A 23813-nucleotide genomic window follows, 5' to 3' on the forward strand; every position below is an offset into this window, starting at 1 on the left:
ATTCCAGCCCGTCCGGCGTCTTTACCCTTCGGGCAGACTTGAGGCACGCGTACGTTCAGGGAGGCACGCCATGGCAGAGAGCCCGCAAGAGCGCCCTCGCTTGAAGAGAGCCGACGCGCGCCGCAATTACGACCGGCTCCTCGCAGAGGCCCGCACCGCCTTCGCGGAGCACGGCACGGACGCCTCCCTGGAGGACATCGCCCGCCACGCGAACGTGGGCATCGGCACCCTCTACCGCCACTTCCCCAACCGCCACGCCCTGATGAGCGCCGTCTTCGAAGAGGCGGTGAGCGACCTCCTGGACCGCTCCCGCGCGCTGCTCGACGATCCGCGGCCCTGCTCGGCCCTGGTGACCTGGCTCCGCGCCATCATCACTCATGCGGGTGAGTACCGCGGGCTCTCCCGCGCCCTCATGTCGGCGTCGCACGACGACAGTTCGGCACTCTCCCGATGCAGCAGGCCCATGCGTGAGGCGGGCACGGCCCTGCTGGTGCGGGCCCAGCAGGCCGGTGCCGTACGCCCCGGCGTCTCGATCGGCGATCTGATGCAGCTGACCAACGCGATCGCGCTGGCCGCCGAAGAGACCCCGGACGAGCCCGAGTTGGCCGACCGGCTGCTGATGCTGACCCTGCGCGGCCTGAAGCCCGAAGGGTCGGCACCCGACGACTGCGGTACCGGACCGACGGCCGGTTCAGCGGCGGCGTAGATCCGCCACCCGCGCGGCCCGCTCCCCGGGCTGCTGCTCCCCGAGCACCGCACTGCGCAACTGCGCCCCGGGGCTCTGCCCGTGACCGCCGTGGTTACGGCGCTGCCCCGGCAGCGGCACGTCCCGGCGCGGCTGTCGCGCCGGGACGGGATCCACCCCTGATCCGGAGTTGGGATTCGCGGTCCCGCCCGCGACGGCGATCTGCACTCCCTGGTCCGCCAGGGCCTGCAGTTCGGTGGCCGCGCGGTCGTCGTGCGTGGGCGGTTCGTCCGTGACCAGGCGGGTGATGACGTCCGTCGGCACCGTCTGGAACATCGTGTCGGTGCCGAGCTTGGTGTGGTCGGCGAGGACCACGACCTCGGCGGCGGCCTGGACGAGCGCCCGGTCCACGCTCGCCGAGAGCATGTTGGACGTGGAGAGCCCGCGTTCGGCGGTCAGACCACTGCCCGACAGGAAGGCGCGTGAGACCCGCAGGCCCTGCAGGGACTGTTCGGCCCCGCTGCCCACGAGAGCGTAATTGGAACCGCGCAGGGTGCCGCCGGTCATGACGACCTCGACGCGGTTGGCATGGGCCAGGGCCTGTGCCACCAGGAGGGAATTGGTGACGACGGTCAGACCGGGTACCCGCGCGAGCCGTCGGGCCAGCTCCTGCGTGGTCGTACCCGCCCCGACGACGATGGCTTCGCCTTCTTCGACGAGTCCCGCCGCGAGATCGGCGATAGCCGTCTTCTCGGCGGTCGCGAGATGTGATTTCTGCGGAAAGCCGGACTCCCGCGTGAATCCGCCCGGCAATACCGCACCGCCATGTCTGCGGTCGAGGAGTCCTTCTGCCTCCAGCGCGCGCACGTCCCGCCGTACGGTCACTTCGGAGGTCTGGACGACGCGGGCGAGCTCCCGGAGCGATACCGCTCCGTTGGCCCGCACCATTTCGAGGATCAATTGGCGACGTTCTGCAGCGAACACGAAACTGACAGTAACCCCAACGACCGTCTGCTTTCAGCAGTTTGCGCCGAATTACAGAAGTTGTTCGCACGGCAGGGTGGGAAGTGGTATAGGTGCCTACTCGCCGCGCCTATGCCGGGCGAATGGGCGACAACAGCCCGTGACCTGCGCGGAGTTGTTACCCCGTGCGAACCCCGGTCAGTCGGCGTTCAACCGACGATCGGTCCGCGATCAGGCTTCGCCGGCCGACTTACGCGTGTGGAGTTGGCGCGCGACCTCGGCGATCGAGCCCGAAAGGGATGGATACACGGTGAACGCATTCGCGATCTGCTCGACCGTCAGATTGTTGTCGACCGCGATCGAGATGGGGTGGATCAGTTCCGAAGCGCGCGGCGCGACGACCACACCGCCCACCACGATGCCCGTACCGGGGCGGCAGAAGATCTTGACGAAGCCGTCGCGGATGCCCTGCATCTTCGCGCGCGGGTTGCGCAGGAGCGGCAGCTTGACGACGCGGGCGTCGATCTTGCCGCCGTCGACGTCCGACTGGCTGTAGCCGACGGTCGCGATCTCGGGGTCGGTGAAGACGTTCGACGACACGGTCTTCAGGTTCAGCGGCTGCACCGCGTCGCCCAGGAAGTGGTACATCGCGATGCGCCCCTGCATGGCGGCGACGGAGGCCAGCGCGAAGATACCGGTCACGTCACCGGCGGCGTACACACCCGGCGCGGACGTGCGCGACACCTTGTCGGTCCAGATGTGCCCCGAGTCCTTGAGCTTGACCCCGGCCTCCTCCAGGCCCATGCCGCTGCTGTTCGGGATGGCGCCCACGGCCATCAGGCAGTGCGTGCCGGAGATGACGCGGCCGTCGTCGAGCGTGACCTCCACGCGGTCGCCCACGCGCTTGGCGGAGGCGGCGCGCGAGCGGGACATGACGTTCATGCCGCGGCGCCGGAAGACGTCCTCCAGGACGGCGGCGGCGTCCGGGTCCTCGCCGGGCAGCACGCGGTCACGGCTCGACACCAGCGTGACGTTCGACCCGAGCGCCTGATAGGCACCGGCGAACTCGGCACCGGTGACACCGGAGCCGACCACGATGAGCTCCTCGGGGAGCTCATCCAGGTCGTACACCTGCGTCCAGTTCAGGATCCGCTCGCCGTCGGGCAGCGCGTCGGGAACCTCGCGCGGGTGCCCGCCGGTGGCGATGAGGACGGCGTCGGCGACGAGGGTCTCCTCGGTGCCGTCGGCCGCGCGCACGACGACCTTGCGCGAGCCGTCCGTGTCCTGCTGGCCCTCCAGACGGCCACGGCCGCGCAGCACGCGGGCGCCCGCACGCGTGACGGACGCGGTGATGTCGTGGGACTGCGCGAGCGCGAGGCGCTTCACACGGCGGTTGACCTTCCCGAGGTCGACGCCGACGACGCGCGCCGGGGTGTCGATGTGCGGGGTGTCGTCCGCGACGATGATGCCGAGCTCCTCGTACGAGGAGTCGAAGCTGGTCATCACCTCGGCCGTGGCGATCAGAGTCTTGGACGGGACGCAGTCGGTGAGCACCGACGCCCCGCCCAGACCGTCGCAGTCGACGACGGTCACCTCCGCGCCGAGCTGGGCGGCAACGAGTGCCGCCTCGTATCCGCCGGGTCCGCCGCCAATGATCACGATCCGAGTCACGTACTCCATTGTCCCGCACGCTTCAAGGTGCTTCGCCCCGGGGGCTCCATCCGGGCCGTTCTGCCCATGAGAAGGGCACTTCCGTTACGGGAGGGACGCACGCGTCGCCTGCCGTACCCTCGACCACATGTCGCTCTACGCCGCGTACGCCGGCAATCTGGATCCGCGGCTCATGTCACGCCGCGCCCCGCACTCGCCGCTGCGCCAGACCGGCTGGCTGAACGGCTGGCGGCTGACCTTCGGCGGGGAGCACATGGGGTGGGAGGGCGCGCTCGCCACCATCGTGGAGGCGCCTCGCTCGCAGGTCTTCGTGACGCTCTACGACGTCGCCCCCATGGACGAGGACTCCATGGACCGGTGGGAGGGCGTGGGGCTCGACATCTACCGCAGGATGCGGGTGCGCGTGCACACCCTCGACGGCGAGGAACCCGCCTGGGTGTACGTACTCAACGGTTACGAGGGCGGCCTGCCGTCGGCGCGTTATCTGGGGGAGCTCGCCGACGCGGCGGAGACCGCGGGAGCTCCCCACGACTACGTGATGGAGCTCCGCAAGCGCCCCTGCTAGGCGCGCGCCGGGCTGCGGTGAGCCTGCTTCGGGCCGCTGTGACACCTGCCGGCTCACCTCTCGTCGGAAACGACAAGACAACGATCCGAATCCCGTGAGCATCGTCATCTACGCGCGTAGGGCGTGAGCGGCTACTCTCGTCCGCGTGAACGCTTCAGTTATTCCGGACGACATCCAGGGCGACCCCTACGCCGCCGCCGACGCCGCCGCCGCGCGCCTGCGTGAGCTGACGGGCGCCGAGACCCACGACGTAGCCCTTGTGATGGGCTCCGGCTGGGCACCGGCCGTGGACGCGCTCGGCGTGCCCGACGCCGAGTTCCCCGTCACCGAGCTCCCCGGCTTCCCGCCGCCGGCGGTCGAGGGACACGGTGGCCGCATCCGTTCCTTCCAGGTCGGTGACAAGCGCGCCCTCGTCTTCCTGGGCCGCACCCACTACTACGAGGGCCGTGGCGTCGCCGCCGTCGCGCACGGCGTGCGTACGGCCGTGGCCGCGGGCTGCAAGACGATCGTGCTGACGAACGGCTGCGGCGGTCTGCGTGAGGGCATGCGTCCCGGCCAGCCGGTCCTGATCAGCGATCACCTCAACCTGACGGCCACGTCGCCGATCGTCGGCGCGAACTTCGTGGACCTCACGGACCTCTACTCCCCGCGCCTGCGCACCCTCTGCAAGGAGATCGACCCCTCCCTGGAGGAGGGCGTCTACGCGCAGTTCCCCGGCCCGCACTACGAGACTCCGGCGGAGATCCACATGGCCCGCACGATCGGTGCGGACCTGGTGGGCATGTCGACGGTCCTCGAGGCCATCGCCGCGCGCGAGGCGGGTGCGGAGGTGCTCGGCATCTCCCTGGTCACGAACCTCGCCGCGGGCATGACGGGCGAGCCGCTGAACCACGAGGAGGTCCTCCAGGCGGGCCGCGACAGCGCCACCCGCATGGGCGAGCTGCTTGGTCAGGTGCTGGGCCGCATTTAGCGGGCGGGGGCGCCTTGAGTGGCGGGGGCGTCTTACCCGGTGGGGCCTTGCCTGGCGGGGGCCTTGCTGGGCGAGCCTTGCCCGGCCCGGGGGGGGCTTGCTGGGCGGGGGCCTTGCTCGGTGGGTTCCTCGCTGGGCGGGGCCTTGCCTGGCGGAGGGCTTCCCCGGGTGGGGCGCCTCCGCACCGTGCCTTGCCGGCCCGCGGCGCACGCTCCCGCAAGGGCCTTTCCCGCCCACCCACCCGTTTGCCCGGCAGCACCGAGCGGGCGCACAGGCCCTCCCGGGATGGGGCGCTCGGGTGGGCGGGCGGGAAGAACCCGCAGGACCGGACGAGCCCCAAAGCCTTCCGACCGCCGGATGCTCCCCTTCGCACCGCCGGGTGCTCGGGTGGGTGGGTGGGAAAGTCCGCAGGACCGGGCCGGCCCGCAACCCCTTCCCGCCGCCGGGCGCTCCGGCAGGGGCGAGCGAGCCGTCGCGCACCGGCGGTGCAGGAACGGCCCCGGCCGGACCGGCCGGGAAGGCGTACCCCGTGGGGGTGGGGAAGCTCCCGCAGGGCCGCGTCGGACAGAAAAGCTCCCCGCAAGGGCGTACCCCGGGTAGGAGTAACCCGGACGCCCGCCATAGAACTCCGCACACGAGAGGCTGAAGAAACGTGCCGGACGACTCTGAACTCATCGCGCGAGCCCAGGCCTGGCTGGCCGAGGACCCGGATCCCGAGACCCGCGAGGAACTCGCGAAGCTCATCGACACCGCGGACACCGAAGAGCTGACCGCCCGCTTCAGCGGGACCCTCCAGTTCGGCACCGCGGGCCTCCGCGGCGAGCTCGGCGCGGGCCCCATGCGCATGAACCGCTCCGTGGTCATCCGCGCCGCCGCCGGCCTCGCCGCGTATCTCAAGGGCAAGGGCGAGGCCGGCGGTCTCGTCGTCATCGGCTACGACGCCCGCCACAAGTCCGCGGACTTCGCGCGCGACACGGCCGCCGTCATGACCGGCGCCGGACTCAGGGCGGCGGTGCTCCCCCGCCCGCTCCCCACCCCCGTACTCGCCTTCGCCATACGGCACCTCGGTGCGGTCGCGGGCGTGGAGGTGACGGCGAGCCACAACCCGCCGCGCGACAACGGCTACAAGGTCTATCTGGGCGACGGCTCCCAGATCGTCCCGCCCGCTGACGCGGAGATCGCGGCGCGGATCGACGCCATCGCCACGCTCCACGACGTCCCCCGCCCCGACAGCGGCTGGGAAACCCTCACGGACGACGTCCTGGAGGCCTACCTGGCGCGTACGGACGCCGTCCTGTCCCCGGACTCCCCTCGTACCGCCCGCACCGTCTACACGGCGATGCACGGCGTCGGCAAGGACACCCTCCTGGCCGCGTTCGCCCGAGCCGGTTTCCCCGCCCCCGTCCTCGTCGCCGAGCAGGCGGAGCCCGACCCGGACTTCCCCACGGTCGCGTTCCCCAACCCGGAGGAGCCGGGCGCGATGGACCTCTCCTTCGCGAAGGCCCGCGAGGTGGACCCGGACCTGATCATCGCCAACGACCCGGACGCGGACCGCTGCGCGGCGGCGGTCAAGGACGGTACGGGCGAGGCGGACTGGCGCATGCTCCGGGGCGACGAGGTCGGCGCGCTCCTCGCGGCCCATCTCGTGCGCCGGGGCGCCACCGGCACGTTCGCCGAGTCGATCGTGTCTTCCTCCCTGCTCGGCCGGATCGCCGAGAAGGCGGGCCTCGCGTACGAGGAGACCCTCACCGGCTTCAAGTGGATCGCCCGCGTGGACGGCCTGCGCTACGGCTACGAAGAGGCCCTCGGTTACTGCGTGGACCCCGAAGGCGTACGCGACAAGGACGGCATCACGGCGGCGCTCCTGCTCGCGGAGCTGGCGTCCGGGCTCAAGGAGGAGGGGCGCACGCTGCTCGACCTCCTGGACGATCTGGCCGTGGAGCACGGCCTGCACGCCACCGATCAGCTGTCGGTCCGCGTCGAGGACCTCTCCCTGATCGCGGACGCGATGCGCCGCCTGCGCGAACAGCCGCCGACGGCGCTCGCGGGCCTGCCCGTGACGAAGGCCGAGGACCTGACGCGGGGCACGGACAAGCTGCCGCCCACGGACGGCCTGCGCTACACGCTCGACGGGGCCCGCGTCATCGTGCGCCCGAGCGGCACGGAGCCGAAGCTGAAGTGCTACCTGGAGGTGGTGGTCCCGGTGTCGGCGAAGCCGGGCCTGCCCGCCGCCCGCACCGAGGCGGCGGACCGTCTCGCGGCGATCAAGCGCGACCTGTCCGTGGCCGCGGGCATCTAGCGGTCGCCCGGCGGGCTTCCGGGGCGGGTGGCCGCAGGGCCGCCACCCGTCCGAGTGATTGAGCCGGCGCAGCTGCCGCAGCGATCCGGTGCGCTGCCGGTCCCCCAGGAAGGGTGACCGGCAGCGCACGATCACGTTCCAGGAGCTGCCGCAGTGCCGTACGGACCGACCCCAGAGACCTCGACCGCGTCGACGTCCGCCGCCGCACCCCGGATCGTCTCCCCGGCCCGGCGCCCCCGCACCGCTCCGGGCAGTCCCCCGGGCCGCCCCGCACGCGCCGCCCGCGCCCTGCGGCACGCGTCGCCCGCACTCCTCGCGTACGCCGCCGTACGTCTCTTCGGCGCCCTCGTCTTCGCCCTCTGGGCCCGCGGGGAGCACCGGGACGTGTGGCATCTGCTTGCGGAGTCGTGGGACTGCGACTGGTATCTGAGGATCGCCGGCCAGGGGTACGCGCACACCCTGGGCACCCAGGTCGACGCGAACAACCTCGCCTTCTTCCCGCTGCATCCGCTGCTCATCAGGGCGGGCAGCGTGCTCGTCCCGGAGCCGCGCGGGGCCGTGGGACTCGCGATCGCCGTCGGCTGCTCGTTCCTCGCGGCGTGGGGGATCTTCGCGGTGGGCGACCATCTGTACGGCCGCAGGACCGGCGTCCTGCTGGCCGCCCTCTGGGGTTCGCTCCCCGTCGCTCTCGTGCAGTGGATGGGCTACACGGAGTCGCTCTTCACGGCGCTCACCGCGTGGTCGCTGTACGCCGTGCTCACCGGCCGCTGGGTCTGGGCGGGTGCGCTGGCCGCGCTCGCGGGCCTGACCCGCCCGACGGGTGTGGCGCTCGCGGCGGCCGTCTCCCTGACCGCACTGCTCACGCTGCTGCGCCGGTGCCGGCCGATGCGCCGGGGAGAGGTCACGCACCTCCTCCTGGGTGCCCTGCTCGCGCCGCTCGGCTGGCTCTCGTACGTCGGCTGGGTGGGGTTCCGGCTTGGCCGCTGGGACGGCTACTTCGCCGTACAGAAGCTGTGGCACAACGAGTGGGACGGCGGGGTGGGGACGTGGCGGACCGTGCGGGACCTGCTGTCGGCCAAGGGTCCGCAGCTGTTCCTGATCATGGTGACGGCGACGCTGCTGGCGTCGGCGGCGCTGTTCGTCCTGTCGGTGGGCGACCGGCAGCCGCTGCCACTGCTGGTCTTCACGGGACTGCTGCTGCTGATCGTGCTCGGCAGCAAGGGGGTCTACTTCCCCCGGGCCCGCTTCCTGCTCCCCGGCTTCCCGCTGCTGCTGCCGCTCGCGGCGGCCCTGGCCCGCGCCCGCCCGCATGTCGCCGTGACGGTGATGGTGACCGCGGCCGTGACGTCGGCGGCGTTCGGGGGCCACATGCTGCTGGCGTGGATGGGCCCTCCGTAGGCAGAGGCGCGGGGAGCCGTGGCGGCTCAGGTACTCCTAGGCGACGGCGAGGACCACGGCGAGCAGCACCGCTCCGGCCACGGCGGGCGCGATGATCTCGTAGCCCCAGCGCACCACGGGTTCGCCCTGCGCGGACTTCGCCCCGGCGCGCCGCTCGGACAGTTCGCGCAGGTCGTCCATGATCTGGTCCCCCGCGGCGCGCAGGGACTCCGGCTGGGCGGGCCGCCGCGAGGCGCCCGTGCCGATGCTCGGGTCGCCCGACGCGACGCCCTGCGTCTTCCTGCGGGCGACCTTCTTGCGGCCGCGGAGGGAGACGGGGACGGCCCAGAGCTGGTACTTGGTGCCGGACTGGGTGAAGACCTCGTTCGAGTACCCGGAGCGCAGCCCCGAGACGGACGCCCACGGCAGCGTGATCGTCCGGAAGGGGTTGCGGATGCGCATCCGGTCGTCGTTGGCGTACACGGCGGGGCGCACGGTGAAGGCGACGACGAGCGGCACCGCGAGGAGCAGTCCGGCGAGCGCGAGCCACGGGGTGCGGCCCTCCCCGCGGATCATCGCGTCGATGCCGAGCCAGCCGCCGAGGGCGAGCAGCAGGACGCCTCCGGCGATACCGCCGGACGACCGGAAGGTCCGGTCCTTGTACTCGGGGTCCTGGGGCTCCGCCACGGGGGGCTCGGGGTCGGTCATACCCCTGATTCTGCCTGAACCCGCGCGGGGGGCCGCCGGTGCGCCCCCGGAGAGGCCGGACAACCCGGTCGGTACCCACCCCCTGTACAGCCGCTACGCGCGTAGATATGCTCCCCTCGTGACCATGCCCACTGCACCCGCAACTCCGCACGCACTGACTGACGCCACCGCGTCGGACCGCACGCTGCGCCGCTTCCTCCACGGGCTGCCAGGCGTCGACACGGTCGGCCTGGAGGCGCGCGCCTCGGCGCTCGGCACCCGTTCGATCAAGAGCACGGCGAAGGCGTACGCCATCGACCTCGCCATCTCGATGATCGACCTGACGACGCTGGAGGGCGCCGACACCCCGGGCAAGGTCCGGGCGCTCGGCGCGAAGGCCGTGAACCCGGATCCGACCGACCGCGGCACGCCGAGGACCGCCGCCGTCTGCGTCTATCCGGACATGGTGGCCACCGCCAAGGAGACCGTCGGCGACAGCGGCGTCAAGGTCGCCTCCGTCGCGACCGCCTTCCCCGCGGGCCGTGCCGCCATCGACGTGAAGCTCGGCGACGTCCGCGAGGCCGTCGCGGCGGGTGCCGACGAGATCGACATGGTCATCGACCGCGGCGCCTTCCTCGCGGGTGACTACATGACGGTGTTCGAGCAGATCCGCGCCGTGAAGGAAGCCTCCGGCGCGGCCCGGCTCAAGGTCATCTTCGAGACCGGTGAGCTGTCCACGTACGACAACATCCGCCGTGCCTCCTGGATCGGCATGCTCGCGGGTGCGGACTTCATCAAGACCTCGACCGGCAAGGTCGGCGTCAACGCGACCCCCGCGAACACCCTCCTGATGCTGGAAGCCGTGCGCGACTTCCGCGAGCAGACCGGGGTACAGATCGGCGTGAAGCCCGCGGGCGGCATCCGCACCTCCAAGGATGCGATCAAGTTCCTCGTCCTGGTGAATGAGACCGCGGGCGCGGACTGGCTTGACAACCACTGGTTCCGCTTCGGCGCCTCATCGCTCCTCAACGACCTCCTGATGCAGCGCCAGAAGCTGGCCACGGGCCGCTACTCCGGCCCCGACTACGTGACGGTGGACTGACCCATGACTTCCACGACTTCAGCTTTTGAGTACGCCCCCGCACCGGAGTCCCGCTCCGTCGTCGACATCGCGCCGTCGTACGGCCTGTTCATCGACGGCGAGTTCGTGGAAGCGGCCGACGGCAAGGTCTTCAAGACCGTCTCGCCCTCCACCGAAGAGGTCCTCTCCGAGGTCGCGCAGGCATCCTCCGAGGACGTCGACCGCGCGGTGAAGGCCGCCCGCAAGGCCTTCGAGAAGTGGTCGGCGCTGCCGGGCGCCGAGCGCGCCAAGTACCTCTTCCGGATCGCGCGGATCATCCAGGAGCGCAGCCGCGAACTGGCCGTCCTGGAGACGCTCGACAACGGAAAGCCCATCAAGGAGACGCGCGACGCGGACCTCCCGCTGGTCGCCGCGCACTTCTTCTACTACGCGGGCTGGGCCGACAAGCTCGACCACGCCGGGTACGGCGCGGACCCGCGGCCGCTCGGTGTCGCGGGCCAGGTCATCCCCTGGAACTTCCCGCTCCTGATGCTGGCCTGGAAGATCGCCCCGGCCCTCGCGACGGGCAACACGGTCGTCCTGAAGCCCGCCGAGACCACTCCCCTGAGCGCCCTGTTCTTCGCGGACATCTGCCGCCAGGCGGGCCTGCCCAAGGGCGTCGTCAACATCCTTCCCGGGTACGGCGACGCGGGCGCCGCCCTCACCGCCCACCCGGACGTGAACAAGGTCGCCTTCACCGGCTCGACCGCCGTCGGCAAGGCCATCGCGCGCCAGGTCGCGGGCACGGACAAGAAGGTCACGCTCGAACTGGGCGGCAAGGGCGCGAACATCGTCTTCGACGACGCCCCCATCGACCAGGCCGTCGAGGGCATCGTCACCGGCATCTTCTTCAACCAGGGCCAGGTCTGCTGCGCCGGTTCGCGTCTCCTCGTACAGGAGTCGGTCCAGGACGAGGTGCTCGACGCCCTCAAGCGGCGTCTGACGACCCTGCGTCTGGGCGACCCGCTGGACAAGAACACGGACATCGGCGCGATCAACTCCGCCGAGCAGCTCGCCCGCATCACCGCGCTCACCGAGACGGGCGAGGCGGAGGGCGCCGAGCGCTGGTCCGCCCCGTGCGAACTGCCCTCGTCCGGCTACTGGTTCGCGCCGACGCTCTTCACGAACGTCACGCAGGCGCACACCGTCGCCCGCGACGAGATCTTCGGCCCGGTGCTCTCGGTCCTCACCTTCCGTACGCCGGAAGAGGCCGTCGCCAAGGCCAACAACACGCAGTACGGCCTCTCCGCCGGCATCTGGACGGAGAAGGGCTCGCGCATCCTCGCGGTCGCCGACCGCCTGCGCGCGGGCGTCATCTGGGCCAACACGTTCAACAAGTTCGACCCGACCTCGCCCTTCGGCGGCTACAAGGAATCGGGTTACGGCCGCGAGGGCGGCCGCCACGGCCTGGAGGCTTACCTCGATGTCTGAGCGTTTGAGTGTCTTCAAGACCTACAAGCTGTACGTAGGGGGCAAGTTCCCCCGCAGCGAGAGCGGCCGGGTGTACGAGGTGACCGACTCAAAGGGCAAGTGGCTGGCCAACGCCCCGCTCTCGTCCCGCAAGGACGCGCGTGACGCGGTGGTCGCCGCGCGCAAGGCGCAGGGCGGCTGGGCGGGCAAGACGGCCTACCTGCGCGGTCAGATCCTCTACCGCGTCGCGGAGATGCTGGAGGGCCGCAAGGACCAGTTCGTCCGCGAGGTCGCCGAGGCGGAGGGGCTGTCCAAGTCCAAGGCCGCCGCGGTCGTCGACGCGGCGATCGACCGCTGGGTCTGGTACGCGGGCTGGACCGACAAGATCGCCCAGATCGTGGGCGGCGGCAACCCGGTCGCGGGCCCCTTCTTCAACCTCTCCTCGCCGGAGCCGACGGGTGTGGTGACGGTCGTCGCCCCGCAGAAGTCGTCGTTCCTCGGCCTGGTCTCGGTCATCGCCCCGGTGATCGCGACGGGCAACACCGCCGTCGTGATCGCCAGCGAGGACTCCCCGCTCCCGGCGCTCTCGCTGGGCGAGGTGCTCGCCACCTCCGACCTGCCGGGCGGCGTCGTGAACATCCTGTCCGGCCGTACGGCGGAGATCACCCCGTCGCTCGCCGCGCACCAGGACGTGAACGCGATCGACCTCGCGGGCGTCGACGACGACGTACTGGCGAAGGAGCTTGAGGTCGCCGCGGCGGACAACCTCAAGCGCGTCGTCCGTCCACAGCCTGTGGACTGGTCGGCGGATCCGGGCACGCACCGCCTGACGGCCTTCCTGGAGACCAAGACGGTCTGGCACCCCACTGGTTCGCTCGGCGCGTCCGGCTCCTCGTACTGAGGCCCGCCCTCACACCGGACCACTCCCCGCACGACGAAGCCCCGGCCCTCCTCCGTCCAGGAGGGCCGGGGCTTCGCCCTTTTTCGGCCCGGCTCAGATGCCGAACCGTGCCGCGATCCCGTCCAGGACGCATTCGAGGCCCGTCTCGAACATCCACGTGGCGTCGTCCTTGCGGCGCGAGCGCAGGCCGTAGCGCCGGTAGGTGGGGTAGCGGCCGGTGCCCATGAGGTACGTCATCTGCGGTGCGAGGCCCATCCGGGTCTCGTCGCCCGACGACCAGCCCTCGGACCGCGTCCACTCCCGCAGGGCCGTCTCGGACGAGGCCGCGCCGTGCGCGTAGGCGCTGACCGTGCGGAAGGCCGCCATCATCGAGTCCTCGTCGAGCCCGAGGCCGTCGAGCGCCGCCAACTGCCGCTCGGCGATGGCCATCCGGCCCGGCGTGAGCACGAAGAGAGCCGTGGGCAGCTGACCCACCCACGGGTGGCGCAGCATCATCTCCCGCGTCAGCAGGGCGAAGGCGTGCAGCACCTCACGCCATTCGGTCAGCTCATCGGGGATCCGGTGCTCGGCCGCCACCCGCTCGGCCATCAGCGCCCACAGGTCGTCCTTGCCCGAGACGTGCCGGTACGCCGCCATGGGCGCGACCCCCAGCTCGGTGGCGAGCCGTCGCATGGTGACGGCGGCGAGGCCCTCCGCGTCGGCCACCCGCACCGCCACGGCGCCGATCCGCTCCAGGGACAGCGATGCGCGGGGCGCGGCGGCCGGCTTATCGAGGCGCTCCCAGAGCGACTTGTCCGGCACCGCCTTGCCGTCCTTCTTCTGGCCAGCCACAGCCGGGCTCCTCTCGTCGAAGGACGAGCGTACAACGTATCCCTCTGTAGACGCTGTACACATTGCGCGTGTACGTTGTACGCAGCTCGATACGCCGTACACACATCCGCGTTCCAGGGGGTCCCCATGTCCAGCGCCAGCTCCGGCACCAGTTCCAGCAGCAGCCCTCTCCGCGTGGCCGTCGTCGTCGCCAGCACCCGCGAGGGCCGGTTCGCGCCCGTCGTCACCCGGTGGCTCACGGGACACCTCGAACAGCGCGACGACATGACCACCGACGTCGTCGACCTCGCCGAGACCCCGCTGCCGACCGTCTTCCCGGCCTTCGGTCAGCCGCCCGCGCCCGGCACCGAGGAGGCCCTCGCCCTGGTCTCGCCGCGCCTCGCGGCGGCCGACGCGTTCCTCTTCGTCACGCCGGAGTACAACCACAGCTTCCCGGCGTCCCTGAAGAACGCCGTCGACTGGCACAACACGCAGTGGCACGGGAAGCCGATCGGCTTCGTCTCCTACGGCGGCCTCTCCGGCGGCCTGCGCGCGGTGGAGCAACTCCGTCTGGTCATGGCCGAGTTGAATGCCATGACCATCCGCAACACGGTCAGCTTCCACAACGCCTTCGGCAGCTTCGGCGAGGACGGCGCCGTCGACGACCCCATGGTCGACACCGCGGCCAAGGCGCTCCTCGACCAACTGGCCTGGTGGGCGCACGCCCTGCGGGACGCCAGGTCCCACACCCCGTACGCCGCCTGACCCGACGCCGCTTCGCACCAGGGGGACCCATGATCCGGACCACGCCAGCGACGCCCACTCGGGACGCTGATCCCACGGCCGAGGGCGGACCGTCGAAGCTCGTCCTCTTCGGGCTGCTGCTCGGCCTGATGCTCGGACTGCTCGACGGCACGATCGTGGGCACCGCCCTGCCCACGATCGTCGGTGACCTCGGCGGCCTCGACCACCTCTCCTGGGTGGTGACGACCTATCTGCTCACCGCCTCGGTCTCCACACCCATCTGGGGAAAGCTCGGCGACCTGTACGGGCGCAAGGGCAGTTTCCTCTGGTCGATCGCGGTGTTCCTCGCGGGCTCGGTCCTCTCCGGGCTCGCCCAGGACATGGGGCAGCTCATCGCCTTCCGCGCCGTACAGGGCCTAGGCGCGGGCGGTCTGATGGTCGGCGCCATCTCGATCATCGGTGTCATGCTGCCGCCCTCGCAGGCGGGCCGCTCGCAGTCGATGATCGGCGCGATGATGCCCGTGGCACTGGTGGGCGGACCCCTGCTCGGCGGTTTCCTCACCGACCAGCTGGACTGGCGCTGGGTCTTCTACGTCAACGTGCCCATCGGCGGGATCGCCCTGCTCATCATCGGCCTGTGCCTGGACCTGCGCACCGAGCGGGTCACGGCCCGCATCGACTTCGCGGGGGCCGCCCTCCTCTCCACGGGCATCCTCGCCCTGACCCTGCTCGGCAGTTGGGGCGGGACGACGTACGGCTGGTCGTCGCCGCAGATCCTCGGACTCGGCGTGCTCGGCGCGGGCTCCCTGGTCTGGTTCGCGCGGGTCGAGCGGCGGGCGGCCGAACCGATCATCCCGCCCCGGCTCTTCACCGACCGCAACTTCACGCTCGCCCAGGTCCTCACCTTCCTGGTGGGCGCGGCCATGCTCGCGGCGTCCTCGTACCTGCCGCAGTACATGCAGTTCGTACGCGGCGCCTCGTCCACGGCCAGCGGCATGCTGCTGCTCCCGCTGATGGGAGGCATGTTCGGGGCGCAGCTCCTGCTGGGCCGGATCACGGCCAACGGCGGCGGCTATCGCGCGTACACCATCGTCGGGGGCGCGTTGACGGCCGTGGGCGGTCTCGCGCTCCTCACGGTCGGCGCGGACACTCCCACCGCCGTGCCGTCCGCGCTGACGTTCGTGCTCGGCGCGGGCATGGGCTTCCTGATCCAGAGCACCCTGCTCATCACGATCAACAGCGCGGAGCCGCGCGACATGGGCGCCGCCACCGGCACCACCACACTCCTGCGCACGATCGGCGGCTCACTGGGCATCGCCGTCATGGGAGCCGTCTACGCGAGCCGCCTGGCATCGGGCGGCATGCCGGAGGGGGGCACTTCATGGACCCCGGAGGCGGTCGGGAAGATGCCGGACGCGGTCCAGGAAGCGGTGCGCACGGCGGTCACCGGCGGCATGCACGGTGTGGTCCTTGGCACAGCACTCCTCGGCGCGGCGGCCTTCGCGGTGGCGTGGCTGGTGCGGGAAGTCCCCCTGCGGAAGGAATAACAGAAGGAGTGACAGAAGGAATGTCAGGGGGACCCCGCGTCAGGGGCTAGCCGGGCAGCAGCGCCGCAACCGAGCTCACCACCGGCAGGTCGCTCAGCGACGCGCCCTGGGTCAGCGGGGCCGTCAGCGGCGCCGTGGAGATCGGCTTGAAGTCCGCGATCTGGGTGCCCAGGGCGTTGTCCAGCGGGTCGGACCCCGTACCGGCGAGCGGGTTGAGCTTCAGGTCCTTGGTCGGGCCGAGCCCGCCCGCCGCGACCTCCTGCAGCGCACGCAGCACCCCTTCGCCGGCCGCCGGCAGGTTGTCGGACGCCGGAGGCACCGGGGCGGGGGCGGCGCTCGCCGTGGCCGCGCCGCCGATGCCGAGCGCCGTGCCCGCGACGGTGACCGTGAGGCCCGCGCGCAGCAGGGCGCGGGAGAGGTGCTTGGAGGCTGTTGCGTGCCGTGCCATGGGTACCGCCCATATCGTCTTGAGTAATCAGATGTGCACGTAGCGTAGTTGAGGTGGGATGCGGGCACCAAAGCCCTACCCGTCGGGTCGCCTGGGCGGCTCAATGCAGCACACTGGTCTCTCGTGAGTTCCCATCCCCCGATACCCACCCGAGTCGTGCTGCTCGCCGGTCCCTCGGGTTCAGGCAAGTCGTCGTTCGCCGCCCGCTCCGGGCTGCCCGTCCTGTGCCTCGACGACTTCTACAAGGAATGTGACGACCCGACGCTGCCGCAGGTCCCCGGCAGCACGGACATCGACTGGGACTCGCCCGCGTCCTGGGACACGGATGCCGCCGTCGCAGCCATCGACGAGCTGTGCCGTACGGGTCGTACCCGCGTCCCCGTCTACGACATCGCCACCAGCTCGCGCACGGGCGAGTCCACGATGGACATCGAGCGCACGCCCGTCTTCATCGCGGAGGGGATCTTCGCGGCGGACATCGTGGAGCGGTGCCGGGAGATCGGTGTGCTCGCCGACGCGATCTGCCTCCGGGGGCGGCCGTCCACCACGTTCCGGCGGCGGCTGGTGCGGGATCTGCGCGAGGGGCGCAAGTCCGTGCCGTTCCTGCTGCGGCGCGGGTGGCGGCTGATGCGGGCCGAGCGCGCGATCGTCGCCCGGCAGACCGCGCTGGGCGCCCACCCCTGCGGGAAGGACGAGGCTCTGGGGCGGCTCGCGGCCGCTGCCGCCGGGCGGTGCGCCAAGGCTCGCGCCGAGGCCGCGTAACTCCGTACGCGGGAAGGGGATCGCGGGAGAAGGGCCGGACAAAGCAGAAGGACCGGAAAGACCCCCCGGCCTTCCGGTCCCGCCACTTGATTCCCCCGTGATCCCCGTTTTCCCCCGTGGATCCCCCCTGCTACCGCCACTTCCCCCCGGGAGCGGCGGCCCCCCATGATCCCTAGGCGACCAACTCGCCGAAGGACTCTTCCTGGTCACGGCCGAAGCTGAGGACGTCGTCCTCGCGCATCCGGCGCAAGGAGCGCCAGATGCTGGACTTCACCGTGCCCACGCTGATGTCGAGGATGTCCGCGATCTCGGGGTCCGTGCGGCCCTCGTAGTAACGAAGGACCAGCATCGTCCGCTGCAGTTCGGGGAGGCGGGCCAGGGCCTGCCAGAGAACCGCGCGGAGTTCGGTGCCACGCATCGCGTCCGTGTCGCCCGCCGTCTCCGGCAGCTCCTCGGTCGGGTATTCGTTGAGCTTGCGGCGCCGCCAGGCGCTGATGTGCAGGTTGGTCATGGTGCGGCGGAGGTAACCGCCGACCGCGGCCTTGTCGCTGATCCTGTCCCAGGCCCGGTATGTCGAGAAGAGGGCGCTCTGGAGCAGGTCCTCGGCCTCGAAACGGTCACCGGTCAGGTGATAGGCGGTTGCGTACAGGGAGGCACGACGCTCCTGGACGTAGGCGGTGAACTCCGCCTCCGACGCTGATGTGCGCTCCCCCGTGTCCTCCCTGTACGCGGCTCCCCCGTGAGCCCTTTCGCTTCCCCCGTTGTCCCCGCGGGTCTCCCCCGGGAACACGTCAACCACCGTCATGTACGCGGTGTGCTGACGCCCGGTGCCGCGAGCGCACCCCCGCCCGCTCACGGCACCGGACTTCTCGTGCCTCTCGGCAGGCCGGATCACGTCGTGGAGACGCGTGATTACTGCGCTTGAGCTGGTGCTGTGCAGTGTGTTCATCTCGCGCCCCCCGTCGGTGGTGTCCGGCTTTTCCGTGTGACCAAAACTCTGCCCGACCCACTTCATGACGGTGTCCGCCGACTGTCACAGGCCTGCAACAGGCGTTCCATGTGTAGGGGAGATGTGAGGATGGGGCCCCTCCCGGCCCTTTCAGGGCCCGGGGGAGCTCCAACAGTCGAACTGTGCCCCTGCCATGGGACAGAATGACGTCCGTGCCTTCCCTGTTGCTGATCGAGGACGACGACGCCATCCGTACGGCCCTTGAGCTTTCGCTCACCCGCCAAGGGCATCGGGTGGCTACTGCTGCCACCGGCGAGGACGGCCTGAAACTGCTCAGTGAGCAGCGGCCGGACCTGATCGTGCTGGATGTGATGCTGCCGGGCATCGACGGGTTCGAGGTGTGCCGTCGCATCCGGCGCACCGACCAGTTGCCGATCATCCTGCTGACCGCGCGCAGCGATGACATCGACGTGGTCGTCGGGCTCGAGTCCGGTGCCGACGACTATGTCGTGAAACCCGTGCAGGGACGGGTGCTCGACGCCCGTATCCGTGCGGTCCTCCGGCGCGGTGAGCGCGAGGCCAATGACGCCGCGACGTTCGGTTCGCTCGTCATCGACCGTGCCGCGATGACCGTCACGAAGAACGGCGAGGACCTGCAGCTCACGCCGACCGAGCTGCGGCTGCTCCTGGAGCTGAGCCGCAGGCCCGGACAGGCGCTGTCGCGGCAGCAGTTGCTGCGCCTGGTGTGGGAGCACGACTACCTCGGCGACTCCCGGCTCGTCGACGCGTGTGTGCAGCGGCTGCGCGCGAAGGTGGAGGACGTCCCGTCCTCGCCGACGCTGATCCGTACGGTGCGTGGGGTCGGCTACCGGCTGGACACTCCTCAGTGACCAAACCGCAGGACAAGCTCCGCGGTTGGGCCGCGGCGCGCAAGGCGATAATGGCGGGGCTTCGCTTCACGAGCCTGCGGCTGCGGCTGGTCGTGGTGTTCGGTCTGGTGGCGCTCACCGCCGCCGTGACGGCTTCCGGGATCGCGTACTGGCTGAATCGCGAGGCGGTCCTGACCCGCGCGCAGGACGCGGCGCTGAAGGACTTCCAGCAGGAGATGCAGACCCGCGCCGGCGCGCTGCCGCCCAATCCGACCCAGGACGAACTGCAGCAGGCCGCGGGGACGATGGCCAACAGCAGCCAGCGCTACAGCGTGCTCCTGATCGGGAAGAACGGCGACGGTGACACGATCGTCGGCTACTCCGACCTGGACGCCTTCACGCTCGCCGACGTGCCCAAGTCGCTGCGCAAGACGGTGAACAAGGAGCAGCCGCTCACCTCCAGCAACAAGAGTCCGTATCACCTGTACTGGCAGCGGACCGTCGACAACGGCACCCCGTATCTCGTGGGCGGCGCCAAGGTCATCGGCGGCGGGCCGACCGGTTACATGCTCAAGTCGCTCGAACCGGAGGCGAAGGACCTGAGTTCGCTCGGCTGGTCGCTCGCGATCGCCACGGGGCTCGCGCTGATCGGTTCCGCGCTGCTCGCGCAGGCCGCGGCGACCACCGTGCTCAAGCCCGTGCACCGGCTCGGCGTTGCCGCGCGGCGGCTCGGCGAGGGCAAGCTGGACACGCGCCTGAGGGTCTCGGGCACGGATGAACTCGCCGATCTGTCACGGACGTTCAACCGGACCGCGGAGAGCCTGGAGAAGAAGGTCGACGACATGAGCGCCCGTGACGAGGCGTCGCGGCGCTTCGTCGCCGACATGTCGCACGAGCTGCGTACGCCGCTGACCGCGATCACCGCGGTGACGGAGGTCCTCGAGGAGGAGCTGGACGCGGAGACCGGTTCCGTCGACCCGATGATCGAGCCGGCCGTACGCCTCGTGGTCAGCGAGACCCGCAGGCTGAACGACCTGGTGGAGAACCTGATGGAGGTCACCCGCTTCGACGCGGGCACGGCCAGGCTCGTCCTGGACCACGTCGACATCGCCGACCAGATCACGGCCTGCATCGACGCCCGCGCCTGGCTCGACGCGGTGGAGCTGGACGCGGAGCGCGGCATCATGGTGCGGCTCGACCCGCGCCGTCTGGACGTCATCCTGGCGAACCTGATCGGCAACGCGCTGAAGCACGGCGGCTCCCCGGTGAAGGTCTCGGTGCGGCTCGCGGGCGAGAAGCTCGTCATCGCGGTGCGTGACGGAGGCCCCGGCATCCCCGAGGACGTACTGCCGCACGTCTTCGACCGGTTCTACAAGGCGAGCGCGTCCCGGCCGCGGTCGGAGGGCAGCGGTCTGGGGCTCTCCATCGCCCTGGAGAACGCCCACATCCACGGCGGGGAGATCACCGCCGCGAACTCGCCCGAAGGCGGCGCCGTGTTCACGCTGTGGCTGCCGCGCGATCCGTCGGAGCTGCTGCCGGACGACGAGGCCGCGGAGGGCACGGACGGCGGCGACGCCGTCGAGGGAGAGGCACGATGAACCGCCGAAGGCTCCGTGGCGCGCTGCTCGCCGCCGTGCTGACCGCGACCCTGGCGGGCTGCGGGATCCGCTCGACGGAGGTGCCGACGGACTTCGGTCCCGGCCCCTCACGGGTGCCCTGTGTGATGTCCGGGTCGAGCATCGCGTCGCAGTCCACCAGCGGGGTGCCGGTGCAGGTCTTCCTGGTGTGCGCGGCGCAGCTCGTGACCGTCGACCGGTCGGTGCGGATCTCCACCGACAAGGCGACGACGGACCGGGTCCGGATCGCGCAGGCCCTCGTCGACGAGCTGTCGCACTCGCCGTCGGCGCCGGAGAAGCAGGCGGGCTTCGCCACGGACGTACGCGCCGGGACGGTCGTCAGCGGTCCCGGGAAGGGGGACCCGGACGACGCGCTGCGGTTCAGTACGTCCCCGGAGGACCTGTCGGCGTTCGCACTGGCACAGATCGTGTGCACGTTCGCCGACAGCGCGGCGGCGGGCGACGACCGTGAGGTGATCATGGGCGGCCCCGGCAGCGATCCGCTGCGCCGCTACGAATGCACCCAGGCGGTCCGCCAGCGCCCCGGTACGGTGGCTCCGCCCACCGAGACGGTGAAGTAGCCGAACAAGTCAGTCACGGTGTGCGATCAGGACAGTGCCGCGCACCGGGACGAGATGCGCGGAACCGATCCTGCCGCCAGGCGCGTCTTGGGGGGCGTGCGTCAAGGCTCGGGCGGCCACGGGGCCGCCATCCGCTTCCGTGCGACAGGAGGATTCCTCCTCGTCGCGCATCTTCTGTTCGTCGGATGGTTCACGCTGCGTCCACTGGACGTGCCCTGGGTCAGCGCGGCGAACCTGCAGCCGTTCGCCGGCATCAAGGCGGATCTGGCGCTCGGTCCTGTGCAGGCCGCCCGGCAGATAGGCGGTGGTCTGCTCCTCCTCGCCCCGCTCGGTGTGCTGCTTCCGCTCGCCGGTGGGCGGGTTCACGTGTCACCGCTGGGTTCGCTGGTGCGGACGATCGCGGCGGGCGCGCTGATCTCGCTCGGCATCGAGCTGCTGCAGACCGGGGTCCCCGGGCAGGTCGTCGACATCGACTCGCTGTTCCTGAACGCGGTGGGCGTGACCCTCGTGCATCTCGCCGTGGTGCCCGCGGCCAGGGCCAGGCTCCGCCGCCGTACCGGCGTGGACCATCGTGCGACCCTCCTGCGGGAGGACGCGTCTCAGGGTCCGACCCCGACGATTCCCAGGGTCGGTATCGCACCCTAGAGCGACGCATCGGCCGCTTCGCGAACGTAGCTTTGAGTCATCGGGGAAACGCCCCCGGACCTCACGTCGCCGGTTCACGAAGGAGTCACCATGACCGCCCTTGCCCGCCCCACCCACGGCCGGATGATCGGCGGAGTATGTGCCGCCCTCGCCCAGCGTTTCGGTACGTCGGCGACCACGATGCGTGTGATCTTCGTGCTCTCGTGTCTTCTTCCCGGCCCGCAGTTCCTGCTCTACATCGCGCTCTGGGTCCTGTTGCCCTCCGAGGGCAAGGCCAGGCAGGCCGCCTGGTGAACCGGCGGCCCTCGCCGCCACCCACGTATGCCGATGGGGCGCACCCCTGAGAAAGGGGTGCGCCCCATCGGCATGTGCGCGAGGCCGTGGTCAGCCGAGCGGCAGACCGTTCACGGGCAGGCCCTGCAGGGGCAGCCCCTGCGTGGGCAGGGCGCCGGCGAGCGGCAGGCCGCCGAGCAGCCCGGAGACCGGGTCGCCCGCGGCGGGCTTGCCCCTGTCGGAGGCGTCCTGCATGCTCTTGCCGAGCTTGTCGACGGTCGGCGCGGAGGCCTGCAGGGTGCTGCCGAGCGCGTTCTGGCCCGCGGAGACCGCCTCGGGGCCGCCGGCGGGCAGGTTCTCGGCGACCTGGTCCACGGGGAGCACGGCGGTGGCGGAACCCAGAGCGTCCGTGGCGTCGGGCAGGGCCGGAGCGGCGCTGGCGGCACCCGCGCCCACGGCGGCGAAGGCGGCACCGAGAGCGGCGACACCGAGGGTCTTGGCGGCAGACTGCTTCATCTTCTATGCGTCCTTGATGACGGGGACTTTTGAGCGGCCCATGACCGTAAACATGTGAAGGGGCAGTCCGCAAACAGCGAAACAGCGAAAACGCGGCCGGGAATTAATGTTCCCGGCCGCGCCCGTATTGCTTCAATTCCTGCTACACGTCGACAGAAGCCCTGGTGGAAGCGGTCTGACGGAACAGCCATTCGGACTTCAGCTCGGCATATCCGGGCTTGATCACGTCACTGATCATGGCCAGGCGTTCATCGAAAGGAATGAACGCTGATTTCATCGCATTGACTGTGAACCACTGCATGTCGTCGAGCGTGTAGCCGAAAGTACCGACCAGGTGCTCGAATTCGAGGCTCATGCTGGTGCCGGACATCAGTCGGTTGTCGGTGTTCACCGTGGCCCGGAAGTGCAGCTTGCGGAGCAGCCCGATGGGGTGCTCGGCGTACGAGCTCGCGGCGCCGGTCTGCAGGTTCGAGCTGGGGCACATCTCCAGGGGGATGCGCTTGTCGCGCACGTAGCTGGCGAGGCGGCCGAGCTTCACCGTGCCGTCGTCGGCGACCTGGATGTCGTCGATGATGCGCACGCCGTGCCCGAGCCGGTCGGCGCCGCACCACTGCAGGGCCTGCCAGATCGACGGCAGGCCGAAGGCCTCGCCCGCGTGGATGGTGAAGTGGTTGTTCTCGCGCTTGAGGTACTCGAAGGCGTCGAGGTGGCGGGTGGGCGGGAAGCCCGCCTCCGCGCCCGCGATGTCGAAGCCGACGACACCGAGATCGCGGTAGCGGTTGGCGAGTTCGGCGATCTCCAGGGCGCGTGCGGCATGCCGCATGGCGGTGAGCAGCGCGCCCACGCGGATGCGGTGGCCGTTGGCCTTCGCGCGCCGCTCGCCCTCCCGGAAGCCTTCGTTGACGGCCTCGACGACCTCTTCGAGGGTGAGGCCCTGCTCCAGGTGCTGCTCGGGGGCGTACCGGATCTCGGCGTAGACGACGCCGTCCTCGGCGAGGTCCTCGGCGCACTCGGCCGCCACGCGCTTGAGGGCGTCCTTCGTCTGCATCACCGCACAGGTGTGCGCGAAGGTCTCCAGATAGCGCGGCAGCGAACCGGAGTCGGCGGCCTCCCGGAACCAGATCCCCAGCTTGTCGGGGTCGGTCTCGGGCAGACCCTCGTACCCGGACTCGCGGGCGAGGTCGACGATCGTGCCGGGGCGCAGGCCACCGTCGAGGTGGTCGTGCAGGAGCACCTTCGGGGCGCGGCGGATCTGTTCGGCGCTGGGCGTTTCGCGGTCCGTCTGACCGGCTTTGGTGGTCTGGCTCGTCATCTCGGCACTCTAGCGCCTACGCGCGTAGATCTCACGGGTCGATACGTAACAGTGACCCCGCGGACGGGTGGCGTACACCATCGCTTCTGACAC

Annotated in this window: 24 protein-coding genes; 16 read left to right on the plus strand and 8 right to left on the minus strand. The window is 70.7% G+C overall.

All coding sequences use genetic code 11. From position 1 onward, the window contains the following. Nucleotides 1–70 precede the first annotated feature (70 nt). Nucleotides 71–706 (plus strand): TetR/AcrR family transcriptional regulator, encoded by a 636-nt coding sequence (locus OG302_RS16955; RefSeq protein WP_371527571.1) that lies wholly within the window; start codon nucleotides 71–73, stop codon nucleotides 704–706. Here OG302_RS16955 and OG302_RS16960 read toward each other — a convergent pair. Then, nucleotides 692–1669 (minus strand): DeoR/GlpR family DNA-binding transcription regulator, encoded by a 978-nt coding sequence (locus OG302_RS16960; RefSeq protein WP_371527572.1) that lies wholly within the window; start codon nucleotides 1667–1669, stop codon nucleotides 692–694. The two genes, OG302_RS16955 and OG302_RS16960, sit on opposite strands and share 15 nt — an antisense overlap. A 210-nt stretch (nucleotides 1670–1879) precedes the next feature. Next, a complete protein-coding gene (locus OG302_RS16965; protein WP_371527573.1) occupies nucleotides 1880–3328 on the minus strand; it encodes an NAD(P)H-quinone dehydrogenase in 1449 nt (482 codons plus the stop codon). 118 nt (nucleotides 3329–3446) lie between these two features. Between OG302_RS16965 and OG302_RS16970 the strand changes: the two genes are divergently transcribed. From OG302_RS16970 to OG302_RS16985, 4 genes are all read left to right on the plus strand, one after another. Beyond that, nucleotides 3447–3884 (plus strand): gamma-glutamylcyclotransferase, encoded by a 438-nt coding sequence (locus tag OG302_RS16970; protein ID WP_249588135.1) that lies wholly within the window; start codon nucleotides 3447–3449, stop codon nucleotides 3882–3884. Nucleotides 3885–4029: 145 nt separating this feature from the next. Next, nucleotides 4030–4854: a purine-nucleoside phosphorylase gene (locus OG302_RS16975; RefSeq protein ID WP_361837711.1), complete on the plus strand. Its 825-nt coding sequence runs from the start codon at nucleotides 4030–4032 to the stop codon at nucleotides 4852–4854. Nucleotides 4855–5506: 652 nt separating this feature from the next. Continuing rightward, the gene (locus OG302_RS16980; protein WP_371527574.1) at nucleotides 5507–7153 is read left to right on the plus strand and encodes a phospho-sugar mutase; all 1647 of its coding nucleotides are present in this window, start codon (nucleotides 5507–5509) and stop codon (nucleotides 7151–7153) included. Nucleotides 7154–7306: 153 nt separating this feature from the next. Next, nucleotides 7307–8551 (plus strand): hypothetical protein, encoded by a 1245-nt coding sequence (locus tag OG302_RS16985; RefSeq protein ID WP_371527575.1) that lies wholly within the window; start codon nucleotides 7307–7309, stop codon nucleotides 8549–8551. A gap of 36 nt (nucleotides 8552–8587) precedes the next feature. Here the strand turns inward: OG302_RS16985 and OG302_RS16990 are convergent, their stop codons facing one another. Continuing rightward, nucleotides 8588–9238 (minus strand): PH domain-containing protein, encoded by a 651-nt coding sequence (locus OG302_RS16990; RefSeq protein ID WP_371527576.1) that lies wholly within the window; start codon nucleotides 9236–9238, stop codon nucleotides 8588–8590. Between the two features lie 124 nt (nucleotides 9239–9362). Between OG302_RS16990 and deoC the strand changes: the two genes are divergently transcribed. From deoC to OG302_RS17005, 3 genes are read left to right on the plus strand one after another with little or no spacing between them, the layout of a single operon-like run. After that, nucleotides 9363–10319: a deoxyribose-phosphate aldolase gene (gene deoC, locus OG302_RS16995; protein WP_371750142.1), complete on the plus strand. Its 957-nt coding sequence runs from the start codon at nucleotides 9363–9365 to the stop codon at nucleotides 10317–10319. A 3-nt stretch (nucleotides 10320–10322) separates the two neighbouring features. After that, entirely contained in the window at nucleotides 10323–11768 is a 1446-nt protein-coding gene (locus OG302_RS17000; protein WP_371527577.1) for an aldehyde dehydrogenase family protein, read from the plus strand. Then, complete coding sequence (locus OG302_RS17005) at nucleotides 11761–12648, plus strand: aldehyde dehydrogenase family protein (protein WP_371527578.1); 888 nt, start codon at nucleotides 11761–11763, stop codon at nucleotides 12646–12648. Before OG302_RS17000 ends, OG302_RS17005 begins: the two co-directional genes overlap by 8 nt. Before the next feature lie 93 nt (nucleotides 12649–12741). On the opposite strand, the gene OG302_RS17010 is transcribed toward OG302_RS17005, so the two are convergent. Continuing rightward, on the minus strand, nucleotides 12742–13479 hold the full coding sequence (locus tag OG302_RS17010) for a TetR/AcrR family transcriptional regulator (protein WP_371527579.1): 738 nt from the start codon (nucleotides 13477–13479) through the stop codon (nucleotides 12742–12744). Between the two features lie 126 nt (nucleotides 13480–13605). On the opposite strand from OG302_RS17010, the gene OG302_RS17015 reads away from it, so the two are divergent. Together OG302_RS17015 and OG302_RS17020 are read left to right on the plus strand one after the other, a co-directional pair. Further along, on the plus strand, nucleotides 13606–14223 hold the full coding sequence (locus OG302_RS17015) for an NADPH-dependent FMN reductase (RefSeq protein WP_371527580.1): 618 nt from the start codon (nucleotides 13606–13608) through the stop codon (nucleotides 14221–14223). A gap of 29 nt (nucleotides 14224–14252) precedes the next feature. After that, nucleotides 14253–15749: an MDR family MFS transporter gene (locus OG302_RS17020; protein ID WP_371527581.1), complete on the plus strand. Its 1497-nt coding sequence runs from the start codon at nucleotides 14253–14255 to the stop codon at nucleotides 15747–15749. A 46-nt stretch (nucleotides 15750–15795) separates the two neighbouring features. Here the strand turns inward: OG302_RS17020 and OG302_RS17025 are convergent, their stop codons facing one another. Further along, nucleotides 15796–16197 (minus strand): hypothetical protein, encoded by a 402-nt coding sequence (locus tag OG302_RS17025; protein WP_371527582.1) that lies wholly within the window; start codon nucleotides 16195–16197, stop codon nucleotides 15796–15798. A 123-nt stretch (nucleotides 16198–16320) separates the two neighbouring features. On the opposite strand from OG302_RS17025, the gene OG302_RS17030 reads away from it, so the two are divergent. Then, nucleotides 16321–16959: a uridine kinase gene (locus OG302_RS17030; protein ID WP_371527583.1), complete on the plus strand. Its 639-nt coding sequence runs from the start codon at nucleotides 16321–16323 to the stop codon at nucleotides 16957–16959. Between the two features lie 172 nt (nucleotides 16960–17131). On the opposite strand, the gene OG302_RS17035 is transcribed toward OG302_RS17030, so the two are convergent. After that, nucleotides 17132–17908 carry a SigE family RNA polymerase sigma factor gene (locus tag OG302_RS17035; protein WP_371527584.1) on the minus strand — a complete coding sequence of 259 codons (777 nt, stop codon included), beginning with the start codon at nucleotides 17906–17908 and terminating at the stop codon, nucleotides 17132–17134. A gap of 212 nt (nucleotides 17909–18120) precedes the next feature. Here OG302_RS17035 and afsQ1 point away from each other — a divergent pair, with 212 nt between their 5' ends. The 5 genes from afsQ1 to OG302_RS17060 all read left to right on the plus strand — a co-directional run bounded on the left by afsQ1 (nucleotide 18121) and on the right by OG302_RS17060 (nucleotide 21913). Continuing rightward, nucleotides 18121–18798 carry a two-component system response regulator AfsQ1 gene (gene afsQ1, locus OG302_RS17040; RefSeq protein ID WP_030562528.1) on the plus strand — a complete coding sequence of 226 codons (678 nt, stop codon included), beginning with the start codon at nucleotides 18121–18123 and terminating at the stop codon, nucleotides 18796–18798. Between the two features lie 50 nt (nucleotides 18799–18848). After that, entirely contained in the window at nucleotides 18849–20375 is a 1527-nt protein-coding gene (locus OG302_RS17045) for an ATP-binding protein (RefSeq protein WP_371750143.1), read from the plus strand. After that, entirely contained in the window at nucleotides 20372–20974 is a 603-nt protein-coding gene (locus OG302_RS17050) for a hypothetical protein (protein ID WP_371527585.1), read from the plus strand. The genes OG302_RS17045 and OG302_RS17050 overlap by 4 nt, the downstream gene beginning before the upstream one ends. Before the next feature lie 54 nt (nucleotides 20975–21028). Next, nucleotides 21029–21619 carry a VanZ family protein gene (locus OG302_RS17055; protein ID WP_371750144.1) on the plus strand — a complete coding sequence of 197 codons (591 nt, stop codon included), beginning with the start codon at nucleotides 21029–21031 and terminating at the stop codon, nucleotides 21617–21619. 90 nt (nucleotides 21620–21709) lie between these two features. Next, entirely contained in the window at nucleotides 21710–21913 is a 204-nt protein-coding gene (locus OG302_RS17060; protein ID WP_361837670.1) for a PspC domain-containing protein, read from the plus strand. Nucleotides 21914–22003: 90 nt separating this feature from the next. Here OG302_RS17060 and OG302_RS17065 read toward each other — a convergent pair whose 3' ends face one another. Both OG302_RS17065 and OG302_RS17070 read right to left on the minus strand, forming a co-directional pair. Beyond that, a complete protein-coding gene (locus OG302_RS17065) occupies nucleotides 22004–22408 on the minus strand; it encodes an ATP-binding protein (protein ID WP_371527586.1) in 405 nt (134 codons plus the stop codon). Between the two features lie 142 nt (nucleotides 22409–22550). Continuing rightward, nucleotides 22551–23720, minus strand: a complete 1170-nt coding sequence (locus OG302_RS17070; protein ID WP_371527587.1) for an adenosine deaminase — start codon at nucleotides 23718–23720, stop codon at nucleotides 22551–22553. Between the last annotated feature and the right edge of the window lie 93 nt (nucleotides 23721–23813).

Origin of the sequence: Streptomyces sp. NBC_01283, assembly GCF_041435335.1 — a bacterium.
Classification (GTDB): Bacteria; Actinomycetota; Actinomycetes; order Streptomycetales; family Streptomycetaceae; genus Streptomyces.